Origin of the sequence: Allofournierella massiliensis, assembly GCF_004345265.1 — a bacterium.
Classification (GTDB): Bacteria; Bacillota; Clostridia; order Oscillospirales; family Ruminococcaceae; genus Allofournierella; species Allofournierella massiliensis.
The window spans coordinates 29,971-53,894 of sequence record NZ_SLUM01000019.1 but is presented as its reverse complement, the minus strand read 5'-3'; the positions used below and the strand labels follow the sequence as shown (position 1 = coordinate 53,894).

General features: G+C 55.4%; 19 protein-coding genes and 1 pseudogene. 6 read left to right on the top strand and 14 right to left on the bottom strand.

Annotated features, from left to right (window positions below; translation table 11 throughout):
- Nucleotides 1-112 precede the first annotated feature (112 nt).
- Genes EDD77_RS11620 through EDD77_RS11605 form a run of 4 tightly spaced genes read right to left on the bottom strand, consistent with a single transcriptional unit; the run spans nt 113 to nt 3,938 of the window.
- On the bottom strand, nt 113-1,789 hold the full coding sequence (locus tag EDD77_RS11620; protein WP_058964386.1) for an ABC transporter ATP-binding protein: 1,677 nt from the start codon (nt 1,787-1,789) through the stop codon (nt 113-115).
- Nucleotides 1,780-2,553, bottom strand: a complete 774-nt coding sequence (locus tag EDD77_RS11615; protein ID WP_058964385.1) for an energy-coupling factor transporter transmembrane component T family protein — start codon at nt 2,551-2,553, stop codon at nt 1,780-1,782. Before EDD77_RS11615 ends, EDD77_RS11620 begins: the two co-directional genes overlap by 10 nt.
- A gap of 3 nt (nt 2,554-2,556) precedes the next feature.
- Nucleotides 2,557-3,156: an ECF transporter S component gene (locus EDD77_RS11610; protein WP_363315494.1), complete on the bottom strand. Its 600-nt coding sequence runs from the start codon at nt 3,154-3,156 to the stop codon at nt 2,557-2,559.
- Nucleotides 3,157-3,200: 44 nt separating this feature from the next.
- A complete protein-coding gene (locus EDD77_RS11605; protein WP_058964383.1) occupies nt 3,201-3,938 on the bottom strand; it encodes a nucleoside phosphorylase in 738 nt (245 codons plus the stop codon).
- A gap of 166 nt (nt 3,939-4,104) precedes the next feature.
- On the opposite strand from EDD77_RS11605, the gene EDD77_RS11600 reads away from it, so the two are divergent.
- Both EDD77_RS11600 and tnpA read left to right on the top strand, forming a co-directional pair.
- The gene (locus EDD77_RS11600) at nt 4,105-4,677 is read left to right on the top strand and encodes a cysteine hydrolase family protein (RefSeq protein ID WP_058964382.1); all 573 of its coding nucleotides are present in this window, start codon (nt 4,105-4,107) and stop codon (nt 4,675-4,677) included.
- A 7-nt stretch (nt 4,678-4,684) separates the two neighbouring features.
- Nucleotides 4,685-5,124, top strand: a pseudogene (gene tnpA / locus EDD77_RS18540) (IS200/IS605 family transposase).
- 180 nt (nt 5,125-5,304) lie between these two features.
- On the opposite strand, the gene EDD77_RS11590 reads toward tnpA, so the two are convergent.
- The 8 genes from EDD77_RS11590 to EDD77_RS18760 form a co-directional block, all read right to left on the bottom strand.
- Complete coding sequence (locus EDD77_RS11590) at nt 5,305-5,907, bottom strand: hypothetical protein (RefSeq protein ID WP_058964380.1); 603 nt, start codon at nt 5,905-5,907, stop codon at nt 5,305-5,307.
- Nucleotides 5,908-5,913: 6 nt separating this feature from the next.
- Nucleotides 5,914-6,759 (bottom strand): metal ABC transporter permease, encoded by an 846-nt coding sequence (locus EDD77_RS11585; protein ID WP_172733320.1) that lies wholly within the window; start codon nt 6,757-6,759, stop codon nt 5,914-5,916.
- On the bottom strand, nt 6,743-7,465 hold the full coding sequence (locus EDD77_RS11580) for a metal ABC transporter ATP-binding protein (RefSeq protein WP_058964379.1): 723 nt from the start codon (nt 7,463-7,465) through the stop codon (nt 6,743-6,745). Before EDD77_RS11580 ends, EDD77_RS11585 begins: the two co-directional genes overlap by 17 nt.
- Nucleotides 7,466-7,476: 11 nt before the next feature.
- A complete protein-coding gene (locus EDD77_RS11575) occupies nt 7,477-8,514 on the bottom strand; it encodes a metal ABC transporter substrate-binding protein (protein WP_058964378.1) in 1,038 nt (345 codons plus the stop codon).
- A gap of 124 nt (nt 8,515-8,638) precedes the next feature.
- On the bottom strand, nt 8,639-8,935 hold the full coding sequence (locus tag EDD77_RS11570; protein WP_058964377.1) for a hypothetical protein: 297 nt from the start codon (nt 8,933-8,935) through the stop codon (nt 8,639-8,641).
- A 36-nt stretch (nt 8,936-8,971) separates the two neighbouring features.
- Nucleotides 8,972-9,367 carry a Fur family transcriptional regulator gene (locus EDD77_RS11565; protein WP_058964376.1) on the bottom strand — a complete coding sequence of 132 codons (396 nt, stop codon included), beginning with the start codon at nt 9,365-9,367 and terminating at the stop codon, nt 8,972-8,974.
- 310 nt (nt 9,368-9,677) lie between these two features.
- Complete coding sequence (locus EDD77_RS11560) at nt 9,678-13,046, bottom strand: Ig-like domain-containing protein (RefSeq protein ID WP_058964375.1); 3,369 nt, start codon at nt 13,044-13,046, stop codon at nt 9,678-9,680.
- Nucleotides 13,047-13,228: 182 nt separating this feature from the next.
- Nucleotides 13,229-14,413, bottom strand: a complete 1,185-nt coding sequence (locus EDD77_RS18760; protein ID WP_058964374.1) for a LuxR C-terminal-related transcriptional regulator — start codon at nt 14,411-14,413, stop codon at nt 13,229-13,231.
- A gap of 370 nt (nt 14,414-14,783) precedes the next feature.
- Between EDD77_RS18760 and EDD77_RS11550 the strand changes: the two genes are divergently transcribed.
- From EDD77_RS11550 to EDD77_RS11540, 3 genes are all read left to right on the top strand, one after another.
- Nucleotides 14,784-15,107, top strand: coding sequence for a helix-turn-helix domain-containing protein (locus tag EDD77_RS11550; protein ID WP_058964373.1), 324 nt, complete (start codon nt 14,784-14,786; stop codon nt 15,105-15,107).
- A gap of 137 nt (nt 15,108-15,244) precedes the next feature.
- The gene (locus EDD77_RS11545; RefSeq protein ID WP_058964372.1) at nt 15,245-18,190 is read left to right on the top strand and encodes an EAL domain-containing protein; all 2,946 of its coding nucleotides are present in this window, start codon (nt 15,245-15,247) and stop codon (nt 18,188-18,190) included.
- 20 nt (nt 18,191-18,210) lie between these two features.
- Entirely contained in the window at nt 18,211-18,486 is a 276-nt protein-coding gene (locus EDD77_RS11540; protein WP_242962355.1) for a DUF1294 domain-containing protein, read from the top strand.
- A 126-nt stretch (nt 18,487-18,612) separates the two neighbouring features.
- Here EDD77_RS11540 and EDD77_RS11535 read toward each other — a convergent pair whose 3' ends face one another.
- Together EDD77_RS11535 and EDD77_RS11530 are read right to left on the bottom strand one after the other, a co-directional pair.
- The gene (locus tag EDD77_RS11535) at nt 18,613-19,989 is read right to left on the bottom strand and encodes a uracil-xanthine permease family protein (protein ID WP_058964371.1); all 1,377 of its coding nucleotides are present in this window, start codon (nt 19,987-19,989) and stop codon (nt 18,613-18,615) included.
- A 202-nt stretch (nt 19,990-20,191) separates the two neighbouring features.
- On the bottom strand, nt 20,192-20,932 hold the full coding sequence (locus tag EDD77_RS11530) for a DUF975 family protein (protein WP_058964370.1): 741 nt from the start codon (nt 20,930-20,932) through the stop codon (nt 20,192-20,194).
- 311 nt (nt 20,933-21,243) lie between these two features.
- On the opposite strand from EDD77_RS11530, the gene adhE reads away from it, so the two are divergent.
- On the top strand, nt 21,244-23,865 hold the full coding sequence (gene adhE, locus EDD77_RS11525; RefSeq protein ID WP_058964369.1) for a bifunctional acetaldehyde-CoA/alcohol dehydrogenase: 2,622 nt from the start codon (nt 21,244-21,246) through the stop codon (nt 23,863-23,865).
- Nucleotides 23,866-23,924: the final 59 nt, after the last annotated feature.

Here is a 23,924-nt window from a genome sequence, read left to right as displayed (position 1 = left end):
GAGCTTGTTGTCTGCATAGACAACAAGCTCTTTTGCTTTAAGAACAATGATCTTTCAGCGAATCGTCCCTCCGCGGGATATTTTGTTTGGAAAAGATTTGTTTCAATGGGGGTCAGGCCTGACAGCCGCAGGCATCCAGAAACTCCTCTACGGTCAGGAAAACTCCGTCATAACCCAATCGGGTGCAGAGCTGTGTGACATGGGGAGGATCCAGGCGGGCGGCTTGAAGAGCGGCACTGTCGGCAAACACTTGCCGAGGCGAACCGTCGGCGACCACCTGACCCTGCGCCATAACCACCACCCGGTCAAAGCACTCTGCCACGAAGTCCATGTCGTGCAGGATGGCGAGAACCAGCTTGCCCTGGGCAGACAAGGTGCGAACAATATCTGCAATGCGTCGGCGTCCCATCATATCCTGCGCGATGGTAGGCTCGTCCAGAATCAGCACATCCGGATCCATGGCCAGCACAGAGGCGATGGCTACCATTTTGCGCTCGTTCAGTTCCAAGTCATAGGGATTGCTGTTTTCCTGATCAGACAGGCCGGTCAGCGCCAGCGCCGCACGGGATTTTTCCCGGGCCTGCTCTTCGCTCATGCCGATGTTCAGCGGCCCGAACATCACCTCGTCCAGTACGTTGTATCGGAAAATCTGGTCATCCGGGTTCTGGAATACATAGCCCACCTGAGCAGCCAGCGCGGCCACCGTTTTATGGGAAATATCCTCACCCCGGAACCAGATGCTGGGGCCGGTGGGCCGCAGCAGTCCCTTCAACAGCTTGACCAGTGTGGTTTTGCCGGCTCCGTTCTGGCCGATGATAGCGGTGGGGCGGGCATCCAGCTGCAGATTGATGCCGTGCAGCACTGGTGTGCCGGGACGATAGGAAAATTCCAGATTGCGGATTTCGAACAGCTCCGGGCGTTCCTCCTGCTGAGCAGAGACCGGTGGAAGCACACTGGTGCGACGCAGCTGGTTGGCGGCCTCCTCCACCGTTACCGGGTAGCTGCCATCCGGAAGGGTGGTGCCCAATGCCCGGCAGATCCGGGTAAAGACCGGTGCCTGCACACCCAACTGCTCCAGATCCGGGCGGGAAAATACCTTTTGCGGGGTGTCGAAGGCAATCTGATGGCCCTGATGCAGCAGCAGAATACGGTCGCAGTAGGCGGCGATTTTTTCAATCTTCTGCTCGATCATCAGAATTGTAATACCACTGTGAGCCAGCTTGTCCACAGTGCGGAATACCTCTTCGCTGCCCTGAGGATCCAGCTGGGAAGTGGGTTCGTCCAGCACGATAATGTCCGGCTCCATCACCAGAATGCTGGCGATTGCCACACGCTGCATCTGACCTCCCGACAAGTCAAAGGGATTGCGATCCCGGAACTGCCAGATGTCCAGCAGCTTCAGGGCATTTTCGGTGCGGCGGTGCATTTCGGCCCGGGGAACTCCCAGGTTCTGCATGCCGAAGGCTACTTCCTCATAGACGTTGTCCTTGGCGCCAGACAGCTGGTTGAAGGGGTTTTGGAACACCAGACCCACCTTGCAGCAAAGCTCGGAAATGGGGGTGCTTTCGGCGGGCAGGCCGTCGATCAGCACCCGACCACCGTAGGCGCCGTTATAGAACTGGGGAACCAGACCGATCAGCGCCTGGCTCAACGTGCTTTTTCCGGCGCCATTCGCTCCCACGATACCAATGAATTCGCCTTTTTCCACCGTGAAGGTCAGACCGTCCAGTGCCAGCGCGTCGGCATGGGGATAGCGGTATTTAAGATTTTCCACAGCAATCACAGGCATTGGGCGATCCTCCATCCTGCCGCCAGCACAATCAGGGCCAGCAAAGCGATTGTAATCGGCTTGTCGCCACGGTGAGGGGTACGATCAGCCAGATAAGTCTTTTTCTGTTTGGCCGCAAAGCCGCGTACCTCCAGCGCCACCGCCCGCTCACGGGTGTTGATCAGGGCGCTCATGACCACCGGCGAAATCAGCGGCAGAAATGCTTTGGCACGGGTGAGCAGGTTGCCCTCGGTCTCCATACCGCGGCTGCGCTGGGCGTCAGTGATGGTGCTCATGGTGCCCATCATCTGGGGCACAATCTGGAATACCGAAATGATGATGTAGCCAATCCGGCGGGAAAAGCCTCGTTTTTCCAGTTCCTCCACCAGCTCAGAAGGCTTGGTGGACAGCACCAGTATCGCAAACGAGAACAGCATGTTTAATACGTTGCAGCCGATGCGAAGAGCGTAAAGCAATCCTTCCTGATAAAAACGCAGTGGCCCAATCTGGAACAGGGGCGTCTGATTGTTCTGGTTGAACAGGCCGTGAATCAGGAAAATGGTGATAAGAATGGTGAAGGAAAACGCCACCAGCGGTGTTACCCGCCGCAGCAGATGCCCGCTGGCCAGCACAGCCAGACTGAGGGCGATAAAGGCTGCGAACAGCCATAATGTACCGCCGATTAAAGGCACACTGATGGCGGTGACGATGTAGGCCAGCTTGGTGAACGGGTGAACCCGGCACAACCAGCTGCCATTATCCACATAAAGACTGATACTTTTCATGGTTTAGTCCAGGCGTTCCACTTTTGCATTGGCGTCGTACAGGGCGGTCAGCTTTTTGGGCAGGCCCTTCAGAACAAAGAATACAACGATCAGGGTAATGATCTTGTCCGGCACATCCACAACGATCTCGTCCAGCAGCGAACCCAGCAGAACCGGCATGCCGGCGGCCTGCGTAGCAGCAAAGACCATATCGCCCCAGACGTTGCCGGTGGTGCCGCCCCAGAAGATTACGTTCAGCGGGGTGGAGATGAGCACCGCCACAAGGCCGGCCACTACGGCGGTGAGCAGCGCCTTGGGGAAGGATTTCATGAAGCCCAGCCGGGCCATGATGCCGGCTGCCACACCGATGCCCAGACTGGTCAGTGCGTAGATCAGGGTGATGTTGTCGCCGGCAGTGAAGCCGTAGATCAGGTTATTGGCCGCACCGCAGATGGCGCCGATGACCGGGCCGCCCAGACAGCCACCGATGCAGGTGCCGATGGAGTCCAGCCACAGAGGAAGTTTGAGCAGGCTGGCAAACATTTTGCCCAAATAATTGATGCCGATACATGCAGGGATCAGAACGATGGTTGCCGCATTGAATTTGGTTTTGAAAAGATTCATAATTGATGCCTCCTTTATTGTTGTGCCGGGGAATCCGGCATGTGTTACCGGTTCAGCAAAACCAGCGCTTCCAGCGCGGTCAGAATTTCGCGATGTTCACCGGCGGCGGTGGCCTCTGCGCCGCTCTGGTAAAGGCCCACGCTCTCGGCTACGTCCTTGTGAAAACCGGCCACCACATTCAGAATGGAGCCGCACTGTACGCCGCGCAACCTGCCCACCACAAACAGGGATGCCGTCTCCATATCCGAGGCAATGACTCCACGGCGGGACCATTCCTCGTAAAGCGAGGGATTGTTGTCTCCGTACAGGCAGTCATGGCTGCGGGCCAGACCGACCATGTGGAAAGCGCTCAGTGCCGTGGCCGCACGCTGGCAGGCGGTCAGAACCTCGAGATCTGCCACCGCGGGGTAGGAAAGCGGGGCATAGCCCGCCGAGGTGCCGTCGTCCCGAACGGCAGCCTGCACAAGAACAAGATCCCCAAGATTTAATTGATCCGTCAATGCTCCGCAGCTGCCGATGCGGAGCATACGCTGCACACCGATGCGTGCCAGCTCCTCCACGGCGATGGCCGTGGAAGGGCCGCCCATCCCGGTGGACATCACCAGCACGGGAACACCGTGATACAGCCCCCGCACACTTTTGTATTCCCGGTTGAAGGCCAGTGCTTCGGGCTGCTCCAGGCAGGCAGCTACCCGATCCACACGATCCGGGTCACCGGGCAGGATGACGTTCGGAATTCCCAGATTGTCGGGAAGCTGGATATGCGGCATGGTTACACTCATATTGCAACACTTCCTTTCATTGCGTGGGGTAAAAATTCCCATTATTCAAAATGTCGCTTTACCATAATAAAGGTAGCACTTCCGTCAATGAAAGTCAAACCTTGAAAGAGATTTTTTTACAGTTTATACTAAATTTGATGAACTATTTTGTCAAGGAGGTTTTGATATGACGTGTCATCAGCCAAACGAAGATCTATTGCTTGTGATCGATATGCAGAATGTATACACCGATGGTCAGCCCTGGGCCTGCTGCGGGATAGAGCAGGCAGCAGATGCCATTCGGCGGCTGCTGGATGCACAGGTGTGCGGCCAGGTGATGTTTACCCGATTCCTTCCGCCGGAAAATCCGGTGGGGGTGTGGGCGGAATACAATCAGGTTAACGCCGCTATCAACGCGGACCCTTTCGCCAATGCGATGATGCCGGAGTTTGACCCGTATCTGGAGCGTTATCCCTTGCTTGATAAATCGGTTTATTCGTCTTTTGCTATCCCGGAGGTAAAGCAGGCGGCGCAGCGTGCCCGGCAGGTAGTGGTAACCGGTGTGGTGGCAGAATGTTGTGTGCTGGCCACAGCTCTGGCGGGAATCGATCTGGGGCATCGGATTGTTTATCTGACTGACGCGGTGGCCGGGTTAAGCACCGAATCCCAGGCGCAGGCACAGGCAGTGCTGTCTTATCTGGCGCCGCTGCACACCCGGATAATGACTACCGAAGAGTATATGCGGGAAAACGGACGGTGACGGGTTAATCTCTGCGTTTGCCCGAAAGGGAAAAACGAATGGAAAAGAACAAAGAGCACCGGAGCAGCAGGTCACAGGCTGTTCCGGTGCTCTTTGTGTCAACGTTGGAAAAATCCTGAGGATGCTTTGTGATTACAAGCATGTGGAAATCATTGAGGGACATGCAATGTCAGACCACATTCATATGCTCGTATCGCTTCCGCCGAAATTGGCGGTATCACAAATTATGGGATATCTCAAAGAGAAGAGTAGTCTGATGATTTTTGATTGCCATGCTAGTTTAAAATACGGGGATCGGCATTTTGGGGCGCAAGAGGATGTTTTGTGAATACGGTAAGGCGGAAACGAATACATCAAACAGCAACTGGAAACAGACCAGATAGCAGATCAGATGAGTTTGAAGGAATTCATAGACTCGTTACGGGTAGCAAGAATACCAAGGCATAAAAAAGCCCCTTAAGGGGCCCGTCATGAGTCAGCAATGCAGTTGGCCGACCCATTCGTGGCCCCTTGAGGGGTATTGTCCGTATCGTGTCCTTCTAGGGCTTACTCAAGCCCCCGGCTTTACTGGGGAAGCGACAGATTGTAAGTCGAAAATCCCGGCCATATCCTGAAACGGGAGACCGGTTACAAGTCTGAAGGGGTTTCGAAAGTCACATTTTCCAGACGAAGAAAAATCATGCCATATTCCTCCAAGGAGCGGTCTGCCTGCAGTTCTCCAACAACAGTTACCTCCGAACCGAAATCCGGATAATCCTGTGGATAGACCGCATCTTCCGGCATGATGATTTCAAACCCCTGCGCACAGCATGCTGTGGCATCCTGCACGAGCACAGCGCAGGAGATCTGCTCTGTTTCCGGGTCCTGATTGGTCGTAAAAATGCCGGCCATCCGGATGGTCTTACCGATATACTCCTCCGGTGATACCGACATGTTGAAGGCCTCGGAATATACCATGATACTGCTGAGTGTGGTTAGATCGATATCCGGTTCCCCATCGGAGGATTCAGCCGAAGCTGCGGATGTATCCCCGGCGGATTCTTCCGGGGTGGTGGCGGAGCTGCTGGAGCCATCCGGTTCGGAAGAAGGGATACTTTCTGCCTGAGAACCTTCATCTGTCCCGGCAGAAGAGGAGGACGCTGTGCCGGATTGAATGGAACTGCTGCTTTCACCGCAGGCTGTGCATGTCAGAAGAAGAGCGGCAGCCAATAAAAGAATTGCTTTTTTCATGGAATGTTACCTCCTGACGGCCCAGCCCAGAAGCGAGCACAGGCCAAAAAGAAGAATTTCTACGGCAACGATGGTAGAGCCTACGGGGGTTCCCGCCAGAATCGCAATGAGGATACCGGCTGCGGCGCAGAATACGGCAAGGAGTGCGGCGCAAAGCGTGACCGAGCGGAAGCTGCGGAACAGACGCATGGCAGACATGGCGGGGAAGGTGACCAGAGCAGAGATCAGCAGCGAACCCACCAGATTCATAGCCATCACGATCACCACTGCGGTCACAACAGCCAGAAGCAGATTGTAGCCCTTTGCTCGGATGCCGGTGGCGGCGGCAAAGCTCTCGTCAAAGGTGACGGAAAAGATTTTGTGGTAGAAAAAGAAATACAGGAACACGACCACTGCCGACAGAACCACGCACAGCCACACCTCGGTTTTGGTAAGGGTGAGGATGGAGGTGGAGCCGAAAAGGGTGCTGCAAACATCTCCGCTCAGATTGGAGGAGGTGGAAAACACGTTCATCAGCAGATAACCGATGGCCAGCGCGCCCACAGAGAGCATGGCGATGGCAGCATCTCCCTTGATTTTGGTGTTTTGACCGGCGCACAGCAGCAGAATAGCACACAGGACAGTGATGCTCAGAACAAGGGGCATGTCATTGTTGAGACTCAGAACAGATGCGATCGCCATGGCACCAAAGGCCACATGAGACAGTCCGTCGCCAATAAAGGAGAAACGCTTGAGTACAAGCGTAACGCCCAGCAGGGAGGCACACAGGGCCACCAGAACACCTACTACAAGGGCATATTGAACAAAGGGGTAAGCCCAGTACTGGGCCAGCTTTTCAATCATCATGTCCATGCAGACTGCCTCCTTTCAGCTCCCGATCCCGGTAGCCGGGATTGGCTTGGATAAACTCCTCTCGTGTTCCGAAAAAGACCTGTTCGCCCAGATAGAGAATGTGACTGGCATAACGAAGCGCGGCGCTCGTATCGTGGGAGATCATAAGGATGGTCATGCCATCCTCCTTGTTCAGCCGGGCAATCACCTGATACAGCTCCCGGCTTGCTGTGGGGTCCAGACCGGTAACAGGCTCATCCAGCAAAAGCATCTTCCGGGCAGCGCACAGGGCCCGTGCCAGCAATACCCGCTGCTGCTGTCCGCCGGACAGTTCCCGGTAACAGCGCCCGGAAAGATGCGCCATATCCATGCGTGCAAGAGATTGCCGGGCCAGTTCCTTTTCCGCCCGGGTATAAAAAGGGCGCAGACCGCAACGTCCCTGGCACCCGGAGAGTGCAACCTCCCAGACCGTAGCGGGGAAGTCCCGCTGTGTCTGCGTCTGCTGGGGAAGGTAACCGATTTCATTGGCGCGCACTCCATCGCCAAAGGTCACAGAACCCTCCAAAGGTGCCAGCAGTCCCAGGATGGTTTTCATCAGGGTGGATTTTCCGGCGCCGTTTTCTCCCAGAATGCAGAGGTAGTCTCCGGCGTGGACAGTGAAGTTAAGATCCCGCATCAGGGCGGAATGATAGCCCAGAGCCAGGCCCTGGCAATTGATCTGAATCATAAACGCTCCTCTCAGGCCAGTGCGGTTTTTAAGGTCTCAAGATTCTGCTCCATGATGGACAGATAACTCGCACCTGCAGCCACATCGTCGGCGGTAACAGACTGCATGGAGTTGAGAACAAGGATCTGCTGATTTTTGGCAGTGGTGTTGTCCACCACGGTGCGGGCGATGTTGTGGGTGGCGGTTTCGGTGGTCAGCACACAGGGGAGCGACAGCGCATCCACTTTTTCGGCCAGAAACGCAACAGTCTCAAAGCTGGCTTCCGTTTCCGCCGAGCAGCCGGAAAACGCTGCATAGTAAGAAAGGCCGTAATCATCCATCAGATAGCGGAAGGGGAAGCGGTCCGCAAAGAGCAGGGTATGGTTGGAAGCGGAATCCACAACTGCCTGATACTGCCCGTCCAGTTCAGTCAGCTTTTGGATATAGGCGCTGGCATTTTCCGCATAAGCATCGCGATGGTCAGGGTCGATTTGCCCCAGCGTGTCGGCGATGGCATTGCACAGAATAACAGCGTGCTTTAAAGACAGCCAGATGTGTTCGTCGTTATGCGCATGGGTACACTCTTCAGAATGCTCGTGCTCATCATGCTCATCTGTGTGCTCATCATGGGGTTCATCCTCGTGAGAATGAAGGTGCGCGGTTTCCTGCATCCCTTCCACGGTCTCCTCGGCTTTTACCTGATCGCCCAGCAGGTCCATCAGATTTACAGCCACCAGGTCGGGGTTTGTGGCGTGAGACAATGCATCCTCCACCCAGGCGTCCGATTCACCGCCGGTATAGATGAACAGGTCGCATCCGGAGATGGTGACCATATCGTCGGCCGTGGGCTGAAAGCTGTGAAGGTCAACACCATTATCCAAGAGCATGGTCAGCTCCACATGGTCGGCTTGATCGCCCAGGATCTGCCGTACCCAATCGTATTCCGGGAAAATGGTGGTGACGATTCGCAGCTTTTTGCCGTCATTTTCAGGTGCGGCTGCAGGGTGACAACCGGTCAGAAAACCGGCTGCTATGACAAGGGAAAGAAGGATGGAAATGATTCGATTCATGAAAAGAAAACCTCCGAATTCAAACAAAAAACGAAAAAAGGACGCAAAAATACAAGGGGTCCGGCAGTGCCGGGCACACCTGCTTAAAATGGGCAGACGTATTCCCCTTGTGGTTCGTTTTTGTTTAATTCAGCAGTTTTACTTTTTGGGAAACCAGAGAAGATGCAACGGATACATACGGACGACGCAGAATCAGCAGCAGAGCAAAGAAGCACAGCACACCAAAGCCTGCGGGTTTTGCGCAGGCGCTGGAAAGCTGAGATAAAAGGGTCTGGCAGGTCTGGATCTGGTGGCAGATGGCGCAATGCTCTCTGCTGCAATCGTGGTTTGTTTCCAGAGCAATGAAAAAGACGGAGAAGAGCAGGGCAGCTGCCACAAGCACAGTGGCGCAAATGGCAGCAAAGCGGTTTTTCTGGTGCATGTTCTTCTCCCTCCTTCGGGCATCGCAAAGCGATGGTTATTTTTGATGGCAGCTTTGGCAGGTGCCGTATAAAACAGTGTTGAGAATATCCAGATCAAATCCATCCAGTTCAGCCATGGCACGTGTCAGCCGCGCGGTATGCTCTGAATTCATGTGGAAGGTTTTTCCGCAGCAGGTGCAGGTCATGTGCAGATGAGAGTGGCAATCCGGTGTGCCGATATACTGATAATAGGCTGCTCTGCCGCCGGATTTCATGCTCTTGCGGATAAGGCCTTTTGTTTCCAGCTGGGAAAGATTCCGATAAACGGCGCTGAGACTGATCTGCTGTTCGTGCAGCGCCTGGGCGATCTGCTGCACAGAGAGCAGCTGATCCGGGTGCTGTTCCAAAAAGTCGACCAAAAGGTCCCGCTGGCGAGTGTCGTAGTTTTTCATTGACGCACCCTCTTTGAATTTGCGAATTATTTGCAAATTAGGATAGCATCCCCGATGCTGTTTTGTCAAGCGGAAGTTCGCTTTAACGGTATGCTTCCGGGACGATTCAGGTTCTGCGTGAAATATTCCGAGCGATGCCGAAAAAGAGGGGGGCGGCATACTCAACGGTGTGGATATCCTACGCAGAGCAAAAAAGCCCTGCTCAGCAAAGGGCTGAACAGGGCTTGGAAAAGGGTCGATCAGGGGAAATCGAGTTCATTCAGATGGGATCAGCCGCCGCAGTCTGGGTGTGTGGCGGCGCTCTTCGGTGTTATTGTTCTTTTTTGCGCTGAATCAGGAAGCTCCCGGCCAGTGCAGCCGAACCGGCAGCCAGCACAACCACCCACAGAACCAGATTGCTCTCATCGCCGGTGGCGGGGGAGCCCGGTGCGGTGGAAGGAGCGGGGCTGGCGGTGGGGGCAGTGTAGACCCCCTTCACATTCGGGTAGCCGGAAACCTGCTCGGTGATAACCCTTCCGCAGTAGTCGCAGCGGTAACCCGCATCGGTGGCGGTCCAGTCGTGGTGGCCGCAGCTCTGGCAGGTATAGTAGCGGGTGTTATCGGTGGCAGGAGCCGCCTGAATGGTGAATTCCGCAACAGCTGTGCCGGTATCGGAAACGACAGCCAGCGTGTGCTTGCCCACAGACAGGGTTTCCAGATATTCGGCTTTCAGGGTGACAATGGTGCTGCCTTCCTTTACGGAGTAGTTGGCAGCATCCAGGTCTTTGCCGTCCACCTGTACCTTCCGGAAGTGTTTATAAGCTGCATTGGAAGTAAAGGAAAGACCATCCTTTGTGCCTTTCTGCCAGCTGCCGTTTGCCCCGGCTGTGATAACGGCCTTGAAATCAGAAGCAATCGCGCCGCAGACAGTACATTTGCCGTTGTCATAGCTGTGGCCGGTAGCCGGGATGTCTGTCACATCCTTTGCAGTCTTGTAAGTCTGGCCGTTAAATTCAAGGGACGCTGTATAGGTGGTCACGCCTTTTTCCGTGCAGGTGGCAGGGGTCTTTTCTGCCGATGTTACAGTTGCCTTCGGAGTTTCCTTGTGGGCTGCATCGTTTTTGCAGGTAAAGGTTACGGTGCAGGTCTTTCCGTCCTCCGACCAGCTCCACTCCGGTTCGCCATAGCTGTGACCGGTGGCCGGAATCACAGTGCTTTCCTGAGTAATCTCAGTCTTGCCGTCGATGTCGAAATATTTGCCGCAGACTTTACAGACAAAGTATTCCTTGTTTCCTACCTCGGTGCAGGTGGGGGCTTTCGCGGCCACCTTTTCCAGCTGGTGTTGCACGGTAAAGGTGGCGGAGATCGTTACGGTCGTATTCTCGGAACCGCTAACAGTGATGGTTTCGCTGTATGCCCCCTCGGCCAGTCCGGCCTTGGGCTGCACCGTGAAGGTAGCCGTTTCGCCTGCGGCCAGCTTGGTCTTGGAGAGGGTCCCCACCTCAAAACTGTTGGTGGAAGCAGGTTGGTTTAGGGTAAGGGCCTGGTTGCCGGCGTTGGTGATGGTCACGGTTTTGGCAGCAGGCCGCTCATAACCGGGACAAGCGATGCTAAAGTCGAGAGCCGAGATGTCGGCGGAAATGCCGTATGTTGGTTGGGTCACCTTCACCTGGCAGGTAGCGGTGTGGTTGCCGTCCGCAGTTTTGATCGTTATGGTAGCTTCGCCCGCAGCCACAGCGGCAACATTGCCGTTAGTGTCCACGGTGGCAACTGTGGTATTGTTGCTTTCCCAAGTCACGTTTTTATTTGTGGCATTGTCAGGCTTTACCGTAGCGGTCAGGGGCGCGGTATCCCCGGTGAACAGGGAGAGCGAGGTTGGTTCCAGGGTCACGCCGGTGACAGAAACCGTGGCAGCGTTGACCGTCAGGGTAACGGCATTGCTGGTGACGCTACCTGCGCTGTTGCTCACCACACAGCGATATTGATAGCCGTTCATGCTGGTAGTGGTAGCCGCTGTGGTATAGGTGGCTGCGTTTGCTCCAGAAATATCCGTCCAGCTTTGGTCGTTGTCAGTGCTTTGCTGCCACTGATAGGACAGTTTTTCGCCGGTGGCCGCAACGGAAAAGGTGGCAGTGTTTCCCTTGGTCACAGTCTGGCTTGCAGGCTGGGTGCCGATGGTGGGGGCACTAACCACTGTACCGCCTGGGTCACCTGTCAGGTTGCCGCCCTTCTCCACGATGATCGTGCCGTTGTTGGTCAGGTTGCCGTTGCAGTTCAGCGAGGAGCCATCCGGGACGGTCAGGGTTTCGCCCTGGTTAATGGTGAGGCTCTCGTCCAGGGTCACATTGCCGTACACGGTGCCTTCCGTACCGTCAAAGACGATGCCGCCGTTGGTGCCGGTACCGGAACCAACAACGATTTGATCACTGAGATTGTTAAGATTGGGATCAGATGCCTTGATCCCGCCTGTTTTAGCGTCCACGATCGCATTTTCGCTGACCGTCAGGCTGGTGGTGGCACCGGTGGCTTGAGACGATCCCACATAAAACAGTATCCCATCACTGCTTCCGGTGCCGCTGGCGGTCAGGCTGCCGCCGTCGACGGAAAGAGAGATATTCGGGGAGTTGATGGCTCCCGCGCCGGACATCACATAGACGCCGGCGGCATAATCGCCATTGGTGCTGCTTGTGACAGCGACTTTCTCGATGTTCAGGGAGGCGTTGCCTGTTCCGCTTTTGACAAATATTCCGTGATTAGAACCAGATACTTCCAGGTTGCCATTGTTTTCACCCGTAATAGTCAGGGAGGCGTCTGTACCATTGCTGTCCGCGCTTATCTCTGCATTCACATAAATCCCATAGTAGCCTGTGATGGTATTCTCACCAATCAGTTTGATAGTCAGGGTAACTGATTGACCGTTGCTGCACTGAGCATAGATTCCGGCAGTGTATGGATTATTGTATTGATGATAACTTCCTGAAATTTTCGCACCTTTTAGCGTAAGGGTGGCGGTGCTTGGGTCGTATTTGACATTCCAATTGTCATCGTTACCCTCGTATTCTGTCAGTCCCCCTGTTGATTTATCCGTGGTCCAGAAGGTGGTATTATTGCCATTGATAACCTGCTGATCTCCAACATAAAGACTATTAGGCGCACCTTCCACCGCCAGCGCCGTGACGGGCAGCATAAGAGCTGCACCGACGCAAACCTTGTCCAGTCCAGCACCCTCCACAGAGCAGACCGGGCAATCCGCATTAATTTCTTCCCCGGTGCAGAGGGTTTCACAGGTACATTCTTCCGGCTGTGCGTCGGACGGAGCTACGGGGTTCCCGTTGTCCTGTGCATTGCAAATCTCGCAAACATAGGTGCAAGGCGTTCCCTCTGTGGCGGGAACATAGCCGCAGGTTTCATCATGAGTATGATTGCAGGCTTCCGGGTCAGTCAGCCCGCCGCAGCCCTCATCGTGTTCATGGGAACAGGGAATTTCCGCCGTCCCCTCGGTGTAACCGCAATTGGCGGTGTGTTCGGTGTGATGTTCGCACAGCCCGCTTGTGCCGGTGATCACAATGCTATCTTGTACGCCAGCTTCGGAAAACGCCGTCGTCGGCAGCAGGGACACGATCATGCACAGGCTGACAATTGCTGCAAACAATCGCTTTCCGGGTGATCGGCCGCGCAGCGGTTTTGCTTGTCCTTTCATATTCTTTCCTCCTCGTGTTTTTGTTGGCAGTGGAATCGGCAGACCCTGCCTCTCTTCCGTGGTCTGCTGCCCGCTTATGCCGGGAAAACGCGAAGGCTTTCCTCCATTATTATTATAACATGCGCCCCACCGGCTTGAGAGTACCCGTTTCAGGGGCCAAATCGGGTACAGGCAAAGGGGAATCAGCGCAGCATGAAGCCCTTCAGATCCTGCCGGTGCTGAATTCCCAAAGCGCTCATGGCGTTGGAAATATATCGTTTTACCGTGTTGGGCGAAAAGCCCAGATGGTCGGCAATCTCCTGATTCGTCCAGCCCCGTGCCGCCAGCATGGCAATGGTGAACTCGGTGGTGGAAAGGTTGTCCGCCACGTTGTCTCCGGTATCCGGGTTGTGAATCTTTCGCCAACCGGCGGAGAACTGATAGGTGATCTGAATAATCCGGTCGAAGTCCCCGGGCCACCGGGGCTTGATGACTGCTTCCAGCATTCCGCCCAGCAGGCCGTGGTGCTCGCCAAAGCCTTCGATCAGGTCATCGGGTTGGGCCAGTGCCCAGGCGGCCAGCAGGTGATCCTGCGCCTGCCGGGTCTGTTTCAGGCTCATGTAGTCCATAACCGCCACCAGATGCAGATAAATCGCCGGAATGGGGCAGACCTTCGCGCCCATGGCCAGCGCCCCCTCAACCATGCCCGCGCTCAGGGCATACTCCTCTTTCAGATACAGGTAGTGGGCCTGCACATACAGGGCAAAGGCTCGCAGCCCCGGCGGCAGCAGGGGCAAAAAATCGCCGGCGAGCGGCATTTCCTCCGGCATGGGCAGATGAAGCAGCACCGCCGCCGAAGCGGCCGCAAAGGCTGCGGCGGCAGCCTGCTTCTGCTTTCCGGCCCGGGCCAGAGTGGTTTGCAGTTCGCCCAACGCCACCCGGGCCTGCTGGATCTGGCCCAGCGTCAGGTTGGCGTAGGCATAAATCAGGCAGGCGGAAAGCCGGGCGTCCCGATCCGGGCAGGTCAGGTAGAGCTCCGCCTGCCGGGCGGCCTTTTCGGCCTGCCCGCTGAAATAAAGGTATTCCGCGGTGGCAATGTCCCGCCGGGGGCCCTTTGGCATGGCGGCAATGGCGGCCCGGCACCGCCCCGGCTGGAAGGCGGTGTTCATCAGAGGCATCAGGGCTTCGCCCACCGGCTGGCCGGCAGGCCGGGGCTGGGCAGGGGTTTTGCGGCGGGCGTCGGCAGGCTTTGCCGCGTCGGCCGGAATCTGCCAGGCCATGCCAAATTTCTGTGCGCCGGGCACCCGGCCTCTGGTGCAGTAGGATTGCACCTGCCGCACGGTAACGCCCCAGGCTTCGGCGGCCTGCTGTACGGTCATATAGGTCATGAAAACACCTCCTGAACAGAAATTATATGGTTCGTCACGGCGAAGGATATGGCGGCGCTGTAAAAAAACAATTGCCGGAAAATACTTCGCAGCTGCGTATAATATCATTATGCGCGTTCAAACGCTTTGGCGCAAGGGCAGCCGTCTTTTTTCGCTTGTGCCGGCCAGTGCCTGCACAGAGAAGCCGGCTTTGCCCCGAGGGGGAGAAACATGACCCTGTTTTGCCTGCATCTGAACAAAAATTGTAAAGCAAACAGGGCAGGAGCAACGCTTCTGGAGTTGTATTCTTCCTGTGTGATTGTGTATAGCTTTGTGGCCTTCCCCTATACTAATACTGTTACTGCAGCATTACTTGGAGGGAACAGCGATCATGGAACTTACGTCAATTGGGAAGAATATACGGAAGTTCCGGCATGCGCTCAGTCTCCGGCTGGAGGATCTGGCCGAAAAAGCCGGGTTGAGCGTAAATTATGTGGGCGCTCTGGAGCGGGGAGAAAAATTCCCCTCGCTTGGTTCATTCATTTTGATCGCAAATGCACTGGAGGTATCGGCGGATCTGCTGCTGGCGGATGTGCTTACCGCAGGCTATACCGTTAAAGAATCCCTTCTGGCGGAAAAGCTGGATGGCCTGAGCGTTCCTCAGCGGAATCAGGTTTACACGGTGCTGGATGCACTTCTTCAAACCATTCAATAGGTTAAAAAAACTGGATATTTGTATGTTCGTGTGCTATATTTATATCATTAGAGCACTTACCGCGTTACAGGAAAAAATATGCACAATCCTGCTGAATAATCGTGAGCGGCGTGTATGAAGGACGAGGCGTTTGAATAATGGAATTAGAGCAGTTTCAGGCACAGAGCGATCCGACCGGATGGATGGAGCAGATCAGCCAGAGCACAGGGGACTACTATTATTTCTATGATTTCTCCACGGGGCTGGTCCATTTCACCCGGAATGCTCTGAAAGCGACGCATATTTTTCAACTGGAAAAACCGGTGTGCACACTGGAGCAGTGGTGCGAACATGTGGATGACCGGGATGTTTCCCGCCTGAAACGGGTGGTGGAGGATCTTTTGAACGGAAGGCTCAAGAGCTATTCCTTTAATTACCGGGTCAAGAACTGTTGCGGAGAGAGTGTCTGGATTAACAGCCGGGGAAAGGCATTCCAAAATGAAAAAGGCAAGATTGCCTATGCGCTGGGCCGCCTGTCCAGCGGTGCCGCCCGTGAAGAGGAAAGGTTCAACAGCCAGAAGCTGCGGGAAGAGCTGGAAGGCTATCTGACACAGGCTCATCCCGGTTTCCTTCTTTTGATTGGTGTGGATAATCTGCGCACTCTGAATCTGAAAAACGGGCGGGATTTTGGCGATGCCCTTTTGCGGGATGTGAAATTTATCCTGCAGGATGAGGTGCCCGAGGGCTGCGAGGTTTACCGGATCAGCGGCGACTGGTTTGCGGTCAATCTGCCCGATCTGACGGCGGTAAAGGTGAGCCGTATTTTCGCAAAGGCCCGGGAGCGGCTGCGCGGTCAGTGCACCATTTCGGCGGGATGCGTTTCCTTCACAGACTATCATGTGGACGATAAGGACACACTGCTGCAATATGTGGAGTTTTCGCTGGAGGACGCCAAAAACCACGGCAAGGACCGGATGAGCTTCTTCTCGCCGGAAAATTACGAGGAGCAGCTGCGGAGCCTGGAGCTGAAAGAGGAGCTGCGCAGATGTATTGACGAGGGCTTTACCGGCTTTTCGCTGGAGTATCAGCCTCAGCTTGGTCTGGGCGATTGCACGGTATACGGGGCCGAAGCACTGCTTCGGTTTACCTCTCCGCGAAAGGGGCGGGTGTCGCCCGCAGAGTTCATTCCGCTGCTGGAACAGAACGGTCTGATCTGTGAAGTGGGGCTCTGGGTGCTGAAAGAGACGCTGCAGGCCTGCAAAAAATGGCGGGAGGTCATGCCGGGTCTGCATGTGAGCGTGAACATGTCTTATGTGCAGCTGACACAGGAATCCATTGAGGAAGATGTGCTGGAGGTGCTGCGTTCCAGCGGCCTGCCGGGCGATGCGCTCACCATCGAAGTGACCGAAAGCATGCAGCTGCAGGATTACCCTTACCTGAACAAGATCTTCCACCGCTGGAAGGAAGCGGGGATCGAGATTTCGGTGGATGATTTCGGCACCGGCTATTCCAGCCTGGGGCGTTTGAAAAACATGGAGGTCGACGAGATCAAGGTCGACCGCAGTTTTGTGACCAATATCCAGAGAAGCGCCTACAATTACCGGTTGCTGAGCAATATCATTGAGCTGGCAAACGGTTCGCAGATCCGCGTCTGCTGCGAAGGCGTGGAAACGGTGGAGGAGCTGGAGGTTCTTCGGAAACTCAAACCGGAACTGGTTCAGGGCTTTTTGCTGGCAAAGCCCTGCCCGGAGGACAAGTTTGCGGAAGCCTGCATCAGAATCCGGAATCTGGATTTGAAAAAGGAGCCCGAGCTGCCGGCCCGGCAGAGAACGGAAGCCGGGGCGGGCGAGGAGCTTGCCGGGGTGCAGGATGATGTGGCCGAGATCATTCTGAATGCGGAAAATGATGTGTTCTATCTGAGCGATCTGACCAGCTACGAGCTTTACTATCTGAATCCCGCAGGGCAGCGCCTGTTCGGCGTGCAGGATTACAAAGGCGAAAAATGCTATAAAATCCTGCATGGAAAAAACGCACCCTGCGATTTCTGCACCAACGATGTGATCAGCAAGGATTCCTTTTATATCTGGGAAAACCAGAACGAGTACTGCGGCCGCCATTTCCTTCTGAAGGATCGAATCGTTCAGTATCGGGGCATCCCAACCCGGATGGAAGTTGCGCTGGATGTGACAAAGCAGGAATATGTGAGCCAGAATGCGCGGGAACGGCTGTTCTTTGCCGAGAAAATTGCGGATTATCTGGATACACTGTCCCGCCATGCAGACTTTGAAAAGGCTGTGAATCAGGTGCTGGCGTCGGTGGGCGATTTTTATCAGGCGGATCGCGCTTATCTGTTTGAACCGGCGTCGGAGCACGACGGCCACTGGAACAACACCTTTGAATGGTGCGCGCAGGGCGTCGTTCCCCAAAGAGATGCCCTGCAGCGGGTGCCGTCTCAGGCTGTGAGCCGCTGGATGGAGATCTTCAAGAAGGAGCAGTCGGTAATCATTCTGAATCTGGCCCCGCTCCAGCAGGCTTCGCCGCACGAATGGGCGGTGCTGGAACGCCAGAATATCCAGCGGCTGATTGTGGCCCCCCTGCGGGAAAACGGAACAACCATCGGCTTCATCGGCGTGGACAATCCCCGCACCTGCATCCACGATGATACCCATGTTCGGGTGCTTGCCAGCTTTTTGCTGGCCCGAATCCGGCAGGATCGGAACGAGCACCGCTATCAGGTGCTTTTGCAGCATAGCAACGAGGATCTGCTGCAAAGCCTTCAGGTGGGCTTCTGGAGCATCCGGCGGGATCAGGGAAAGGCTTCCCGGATGATCGTGAACGACACCATGGAAAAGGTGCTGGAATTCGAGCAGTCCGATACGCCGGTTCAGCGCTACAGCTACTGGTATGATCGGATTCCCGAGGAGGAAAGAAAAACGGTGGATCGGGCGCTGGAACAAATGCGAACCGCCGGCACGGTGGTGCAGGTGTGTTTCCCCTGGAACCATCCCCGGCTTGGCCGGGTCACCCTGCGCTTTTCCGGGCTGGTTCTTGAAGACGGTGAGCAATACTGCAAATGGAAAGGGTATTGCCGTCTGGTCGATTGATAGACAAAGGAGAACATTATTTGAAGCAGATACTGATTGGATTACTGGTATACTGGGTGCTGATCAGCCTGATTTCCGTGGCCGTATGCGCCTGGGATAAACGTCAGGCGAAAAAAGGCGGGCGCAGAGTTCCGGAAAACACCCTGCTGCTGCTTTGTGTGCTGGGCGGAAGCGCCGCGTTCTGGGCGGCGATGTATCGTTTCCACCACAAGACCCGCAAGCCGAAATTTTATCTGGGCGTTCCGGCCATTTTACTTGCGCAGGTTGCAATTGCAATCTGGCTTCTGGTTCGCTGATGTGCGGAATACATATAATAATATAAAAGAAATCCGGAGCCGCAGCGAATACGGTTCCGGATTTCCTTTTATGCGATTCAGTTTTTCAATTGCCTGGCTCCGCCGCCTGCTGCGGCTGGCAGACAATCAGACACGCAGGCTGGCGCCTTCGCCGGTGCCGGTGCTGTCATCAAACTCATAGGTGTTGCCGGGCAGCACCGCGTTGAGCAGAATGCCGGCAATGGCGGCGATGGCCAGACCGGACAGGTTGATGGTCACATTGGCGACGGTGAAGCTCAGACCGCCCACCGAGTTGAAGCCCAGGGCGCAGACCAGAATGACCGCGGCGATGATCAGGTTGCGGGAGTTGGTGAAGTCCACCTGATTTTCCACCACGTTGCGCACGCCGATCGCGGAGATCATGCCATACAGCACAAAGCTGATGCCGCCGATGATGCCGGCGGGGATGGAATTGATGATGGCATCGAACTTGGGGCTGAAGCTCAGGATCATGGCGAATACGGCCGCAATGCGGATCACCCGGGGATCGTAAATTTTGGTCAGAGCCAGAACGCCGGTGTTTTCGCCGTAGGTGGTGTTGGAGGGGCCGCCGAGCAGACCGGCCATGCTGGTGGCAAGGCCATCGCCCAGCAGGGTGCGGTTCAGGCCGGGGTCGCGGATGAAGTTTTTGCCCACAGTGGCGCTGATGGAAGCCACGTCGCCCACATGCTCCATCATGGTAGCCAGAGCAATGGGCACGATGGTCAGCACTGCACTGATGAATTCGGGGCTTCCATCAATGGCAAACAGGCCCATGGCCTTGGGGCTCAGGGGGATGCCGAACCAGTCTGCTTGCATTACGCCGGAGAAGTCCACCGCACCGGTGACCAGCGCCACCACATAGGAAACGAGAACGCCCAGCAGGATGGGAAGGATTTTGATCATGCCCTTGCCCCAGATGTTGCACACGATTACGGTGCCCAGAGCCACAAAGGCCAGCAGCCAGTTGCTCTGGCAGTTGGTGATGGCGGAAGGAGCCAGAATCAGACCGATGGCAATAATGATGGGGCCGGTCACCACAGGAGGGAACAGCTTCATGATGCGGCGGATGCCGAATACGGAAATCAGCAGGCTGAACACCACATACACCAGACCGCTCAGCGCCACACCCGCACAGGCGTAGGGCAGCATTTCGGTGTTGGAAACGGTCTGCTGGCCGCTTTCATCCATCAGCATGGGTGCGACAATGGCAAAACCGCCCAGATAGGCAAACGAGGAACCCAGAAAAGCGGGAACCTTGCCGCCGGTGATCAGATGGAACAGCAGCGTGCCCAGACCGGCACACAGCAGCGTGGTGGAAACGCTCAGGCCGGTGATCAGGGGCACAAGCACAGTTGCGCCGAACATGGCAAACATGTGCTGCAGGCCAAGAACCAGCATGCGGGGCTTGCCCAGCGAGGTTGCATCGTAGATGCCCTGAGAATAGTCGCTGGATGGTGATGTGTTTTTTTCTTCCTTACTCATAAAATAAAAGCCTCCTCATTTTTATACGGACGTTCCGAACCGTGCCGTATATAGTCAACTTATCCTATCAAAAACAGAGCCTTGATACAAGGTTGCTTTTGGAAAAAACAAGGACGAAAAATTGGTGAATCAGCCAAAAAGAAGGGCCTTGCCCCGGTTGATCACAACCGCAGGCAAAGCCCTTCTTTCAATTGAATGATGATCAGTACTGTGCAAATCCGCTCAGCTCGTCCGGCCCGGTGATGCCGGTATCCATGGCCTTGCTGCGGGCCGCGGCGTACAGCTCCGCGTAGGTGGCCTGTGCATAGGGATTTACAAAAAATCCACCAATCAGGATAATCGCGCCCAGCAGGTACCATCCGATGAAGGAAAGATCCAGAACAAAGATGTCCATTTTCTCGCCGTCGGTCATGGCAATGCTCAGTTCCTTGGCGCGGTCAAAACTCATGTAGGGGTTTTCTGCCAGCAGATAGGGAATATAATAATATTGATATTCCTTATAAATGCCGGGAATCAGGCAAAGCAGACTCCACAGAAAGATGAACAGATTCCGCAGGAACATGACCTTGACCACATTCAGGTAGGCGTCCTTGTTGCTGAACACCGAGAACAGGCTGTTGAACGGGGGAGTGCCGCAGCGGTTTTCCATCATATAGCGGCACTGTGCCACCCGCATGGGGCCGCCCACGAAGATTCCCCAGGCCAGGCCCAGCAGGCCGACTACGATAACAATGACCCATAAGACAGAGAAGATAAGTGACCAGTAGGGATCATAACCAAAATTGTCCAACTCCAGAAGCTGGGTTGGCAGATTGATATTCACCGCACCACTGGAGCCGGCACCCAGCAGACCACATACCAGACAGGCCACAAATACCCGCCAATAGCTGCCGCGCAGCACATTGCGTGCGTTGCTTTTTAAAAGTTTACGAGACCAATACATAAAATCGCCTCCTCAAAGGTTGCTGTTTGTTGTATCATTATAGCATGAAGTGCGTTTTCTGCCTAGGAGCTGTGAAAAAGAAAGGAGGCCGGAAAGCGATTGCAGCCCGGGCAGCAGGAATTGATTCGGAAATGCAGAAAGCGAGGTGTTGTATAGTTTGACAAAAACATTGTTATCGTTCTAACAATGTTTGGGAAACTGGTGCATTGTTATTCAATTAACAATATGGTATCATGTTGTCAGTGGGGCAGGGCAGGAAAAATGTCGCCCCGGTTGTTTTGAATCAATCGTTTGAAAGGATGGCAGAACCAATGGCAGAACAGAAGAAAGCTAAGGTTGAAACCGTAGAGAACGGCAAGTCCGAAGTTCAGGTAATGATCGACGGTCTGGTCGAAAAGGCCCAGAAGGCTCTTCAGGAGTTTTTGAGCTATGATCAGGAGACCATCGACCACATCGTTCACGAGATGGCTCTGGCCGGCCTGGACAAGCACCAGGAACTGGCACGCATGGCTGTGGAAGAGACCGGCCGCGGCGTGTATGAAGATAAAGTTATCAAGAACATGTTTGCCACCGAGTACATCTGGCACAACATCAAGAAGGAAAAGACCGCTGGCATCCTGGAAGAGAACGACATGGAAGGCTATGTGGAAGTTGCTGAGCCCGTGGGCGTAATCTGCGGTGTTACTCCCACCACCAACCCCACCTCCACCACCCTGTTCAAATGTCTGATCGCGGTTAAGACCCGCAACCCCATCATCTTCGGCTTCCATCCCTCCGCTCAGAAGTGCAGCGCCGAGGCCGCCCGCATCGTTTACGAGGCTGCTGTTAAGGCCGGCGCCCCCGAGAACTGCATCCAGTGGATCGACAAGCCCAGCATCGAGGCTACCGGTGCTCTGATGAATCATCCCGGCGTTGCCACCATCCTGGCCACCGGTGGCCCCGGCATGGTACAGGCTGCTTACTCCTGCGGCAAGCCCGCTCTGGGCGTTGGCGCCGGCAACGTGCCCTGCTTCATCGAGAAGACTGCGGACCTGCATCGCGCTTGCACCGACCTGATGATGTCCAAGACCTTCGACAACGGCATGATCTGCGCTTCCGAGCAGGCTGTCATCGTTGCCAAGGAGCTGACCAAGGACTTCGAGGATTACATGAAGAAGAACAACTGCTACTTCCTGAATCCCGAAGAAGTTGAGAAGCTGACCAAGTACATGTTCCCCGACCCCAACAAGGGCGTGTTCGCTCCCGTTGTTGGTAAGTCCGCTAACTGGATCGCTGAGCAGGCTGGTCTGAAGGTTCCCGAGAAGACCAAGATCCTGATCGCTCCTCTGCCCGAACCCTCCGAGCAGTACCCCCTGAGCAAGGAGAAGCTGAGCCCCGTTCTGGCCTACTTCGTAGCCAAGGACAACGAGCAGGGCTTCGCTTACGCCAACAAGATGCTGGAGCTGGGCGGCCTGGGCCATTCTGCTGTTATCCACACCGGCGACATGAAGGTTGCCGACGAGTACGGCATCGCAATGCGCGTTGGTCGTATCATCGTGAACAGCCCCTCTTCTCAGGGTGCTATCGGTGATATCTACAACACCAATACTCCTTCTCTGACCCTGGGCTGCGGCAGCTACGGTAAGAACTCCGTGAGCCAGAACGTTACTACCGTCAACCTGGTCAACAAAAAGCGCATTGCGAAACGGAGAGTTAATATGCAGTGGTTCAAGGTTCCCCCGAAGATCTATTTCGAGGAAGATTCCATCCAGTACCTGGAGAAGATGGAGGGCATCAGCCGCGCCTTCATCGTAACTGACCCCGTAATGGTTCAGCTGGGCAACGTGAACAAGATCCTGCATTACCTGCGTAAGCGTGAGCAGTACTGCCACAGCGAGATCTACTCCGACGTTGAGAGCGATCCCAGCGTAGAGTGCATCATGCGCGGCGTGGAGGCCATGCGTGCCTTCAATCCCGACGTGATCATCGCCATCGGCGGTGGTAGCGCCATCGACGCTGCCAAGGGTATGTGGCTGTTCTACGAGCATCCCGAAACCAGCTTCGACGGTCTGCGTCAGCGCTTCCTGGATATCCGTAAGCGCGCCTTCAAGTTCCCCAAGCTGGGCGCCAAGACCAAGCTGGTCGCTATCCCCACCACTTCCGGTACCGGTTCCGAGGTTACCAGCTTCTCCGTTATCACCGACAAGAAGAATGGCAACATCAAGTATCCTCTGGCCGATTACGCTCTGACTCCCGACGTGGCCATCATCGATCCTCAGTTCACCCGCAGCATGCCCAAGAGCATCGTTGCCGACACTGGTCTGGACGTTCTGACCCACGCCATCGAGGCTTACGTTTCCGTTATGGCCAGCGACTACACCGATGGTCTGGCTCTGCAGGCCACCGAGATGGTATTCCACTACCTGAAGGCTTCCTACAACGGTGACAACCTGGCCCGCGAGAAGATGCACAACGCTTCCTGCATCGCCGGTATGGCCTTCACCAACGCCTTCCTGGGCCTGAACCACTCCATGGCTCATAAGCTGGGCGGTGAGTTCCACATCCCCCATGGTCGTGCCAACGCCATCCTGCTGCCCTACGTGATCGCTTACAATGCGACCCGTCCCACCAAGTTTGCTGCGTTCCCCAAGTACAAGGAGTACATCGCCGACGAGCGTTACGCTAAGCTGGCTTGGCGCTGCGGCCTGTGCAACGTGGGCACCGAGACCCAGACCGCTGTGAACAGCCTGATCGAGGCCGTTCGCAACCTGATGAAGGCTACCGATCGTCCCATGACCATCCGCGATTGCGGCATCTCTGAGGAAGAGTTCCTGGCCAAGGTGGACGAGCTGTCCTACAAGGCTTTCGAGGACCAGTGCACCACCGCTAACCCGGTGTACCCCCTGGTCAGCGAGATCAAGGAGCTGTACCTGAAGGCTTACTACGGCAACTAATCGATCGCATAAACACAAAAAGAGGCAGCCGCAAGGCTGCCTCTTTTTGAATGCTCCGG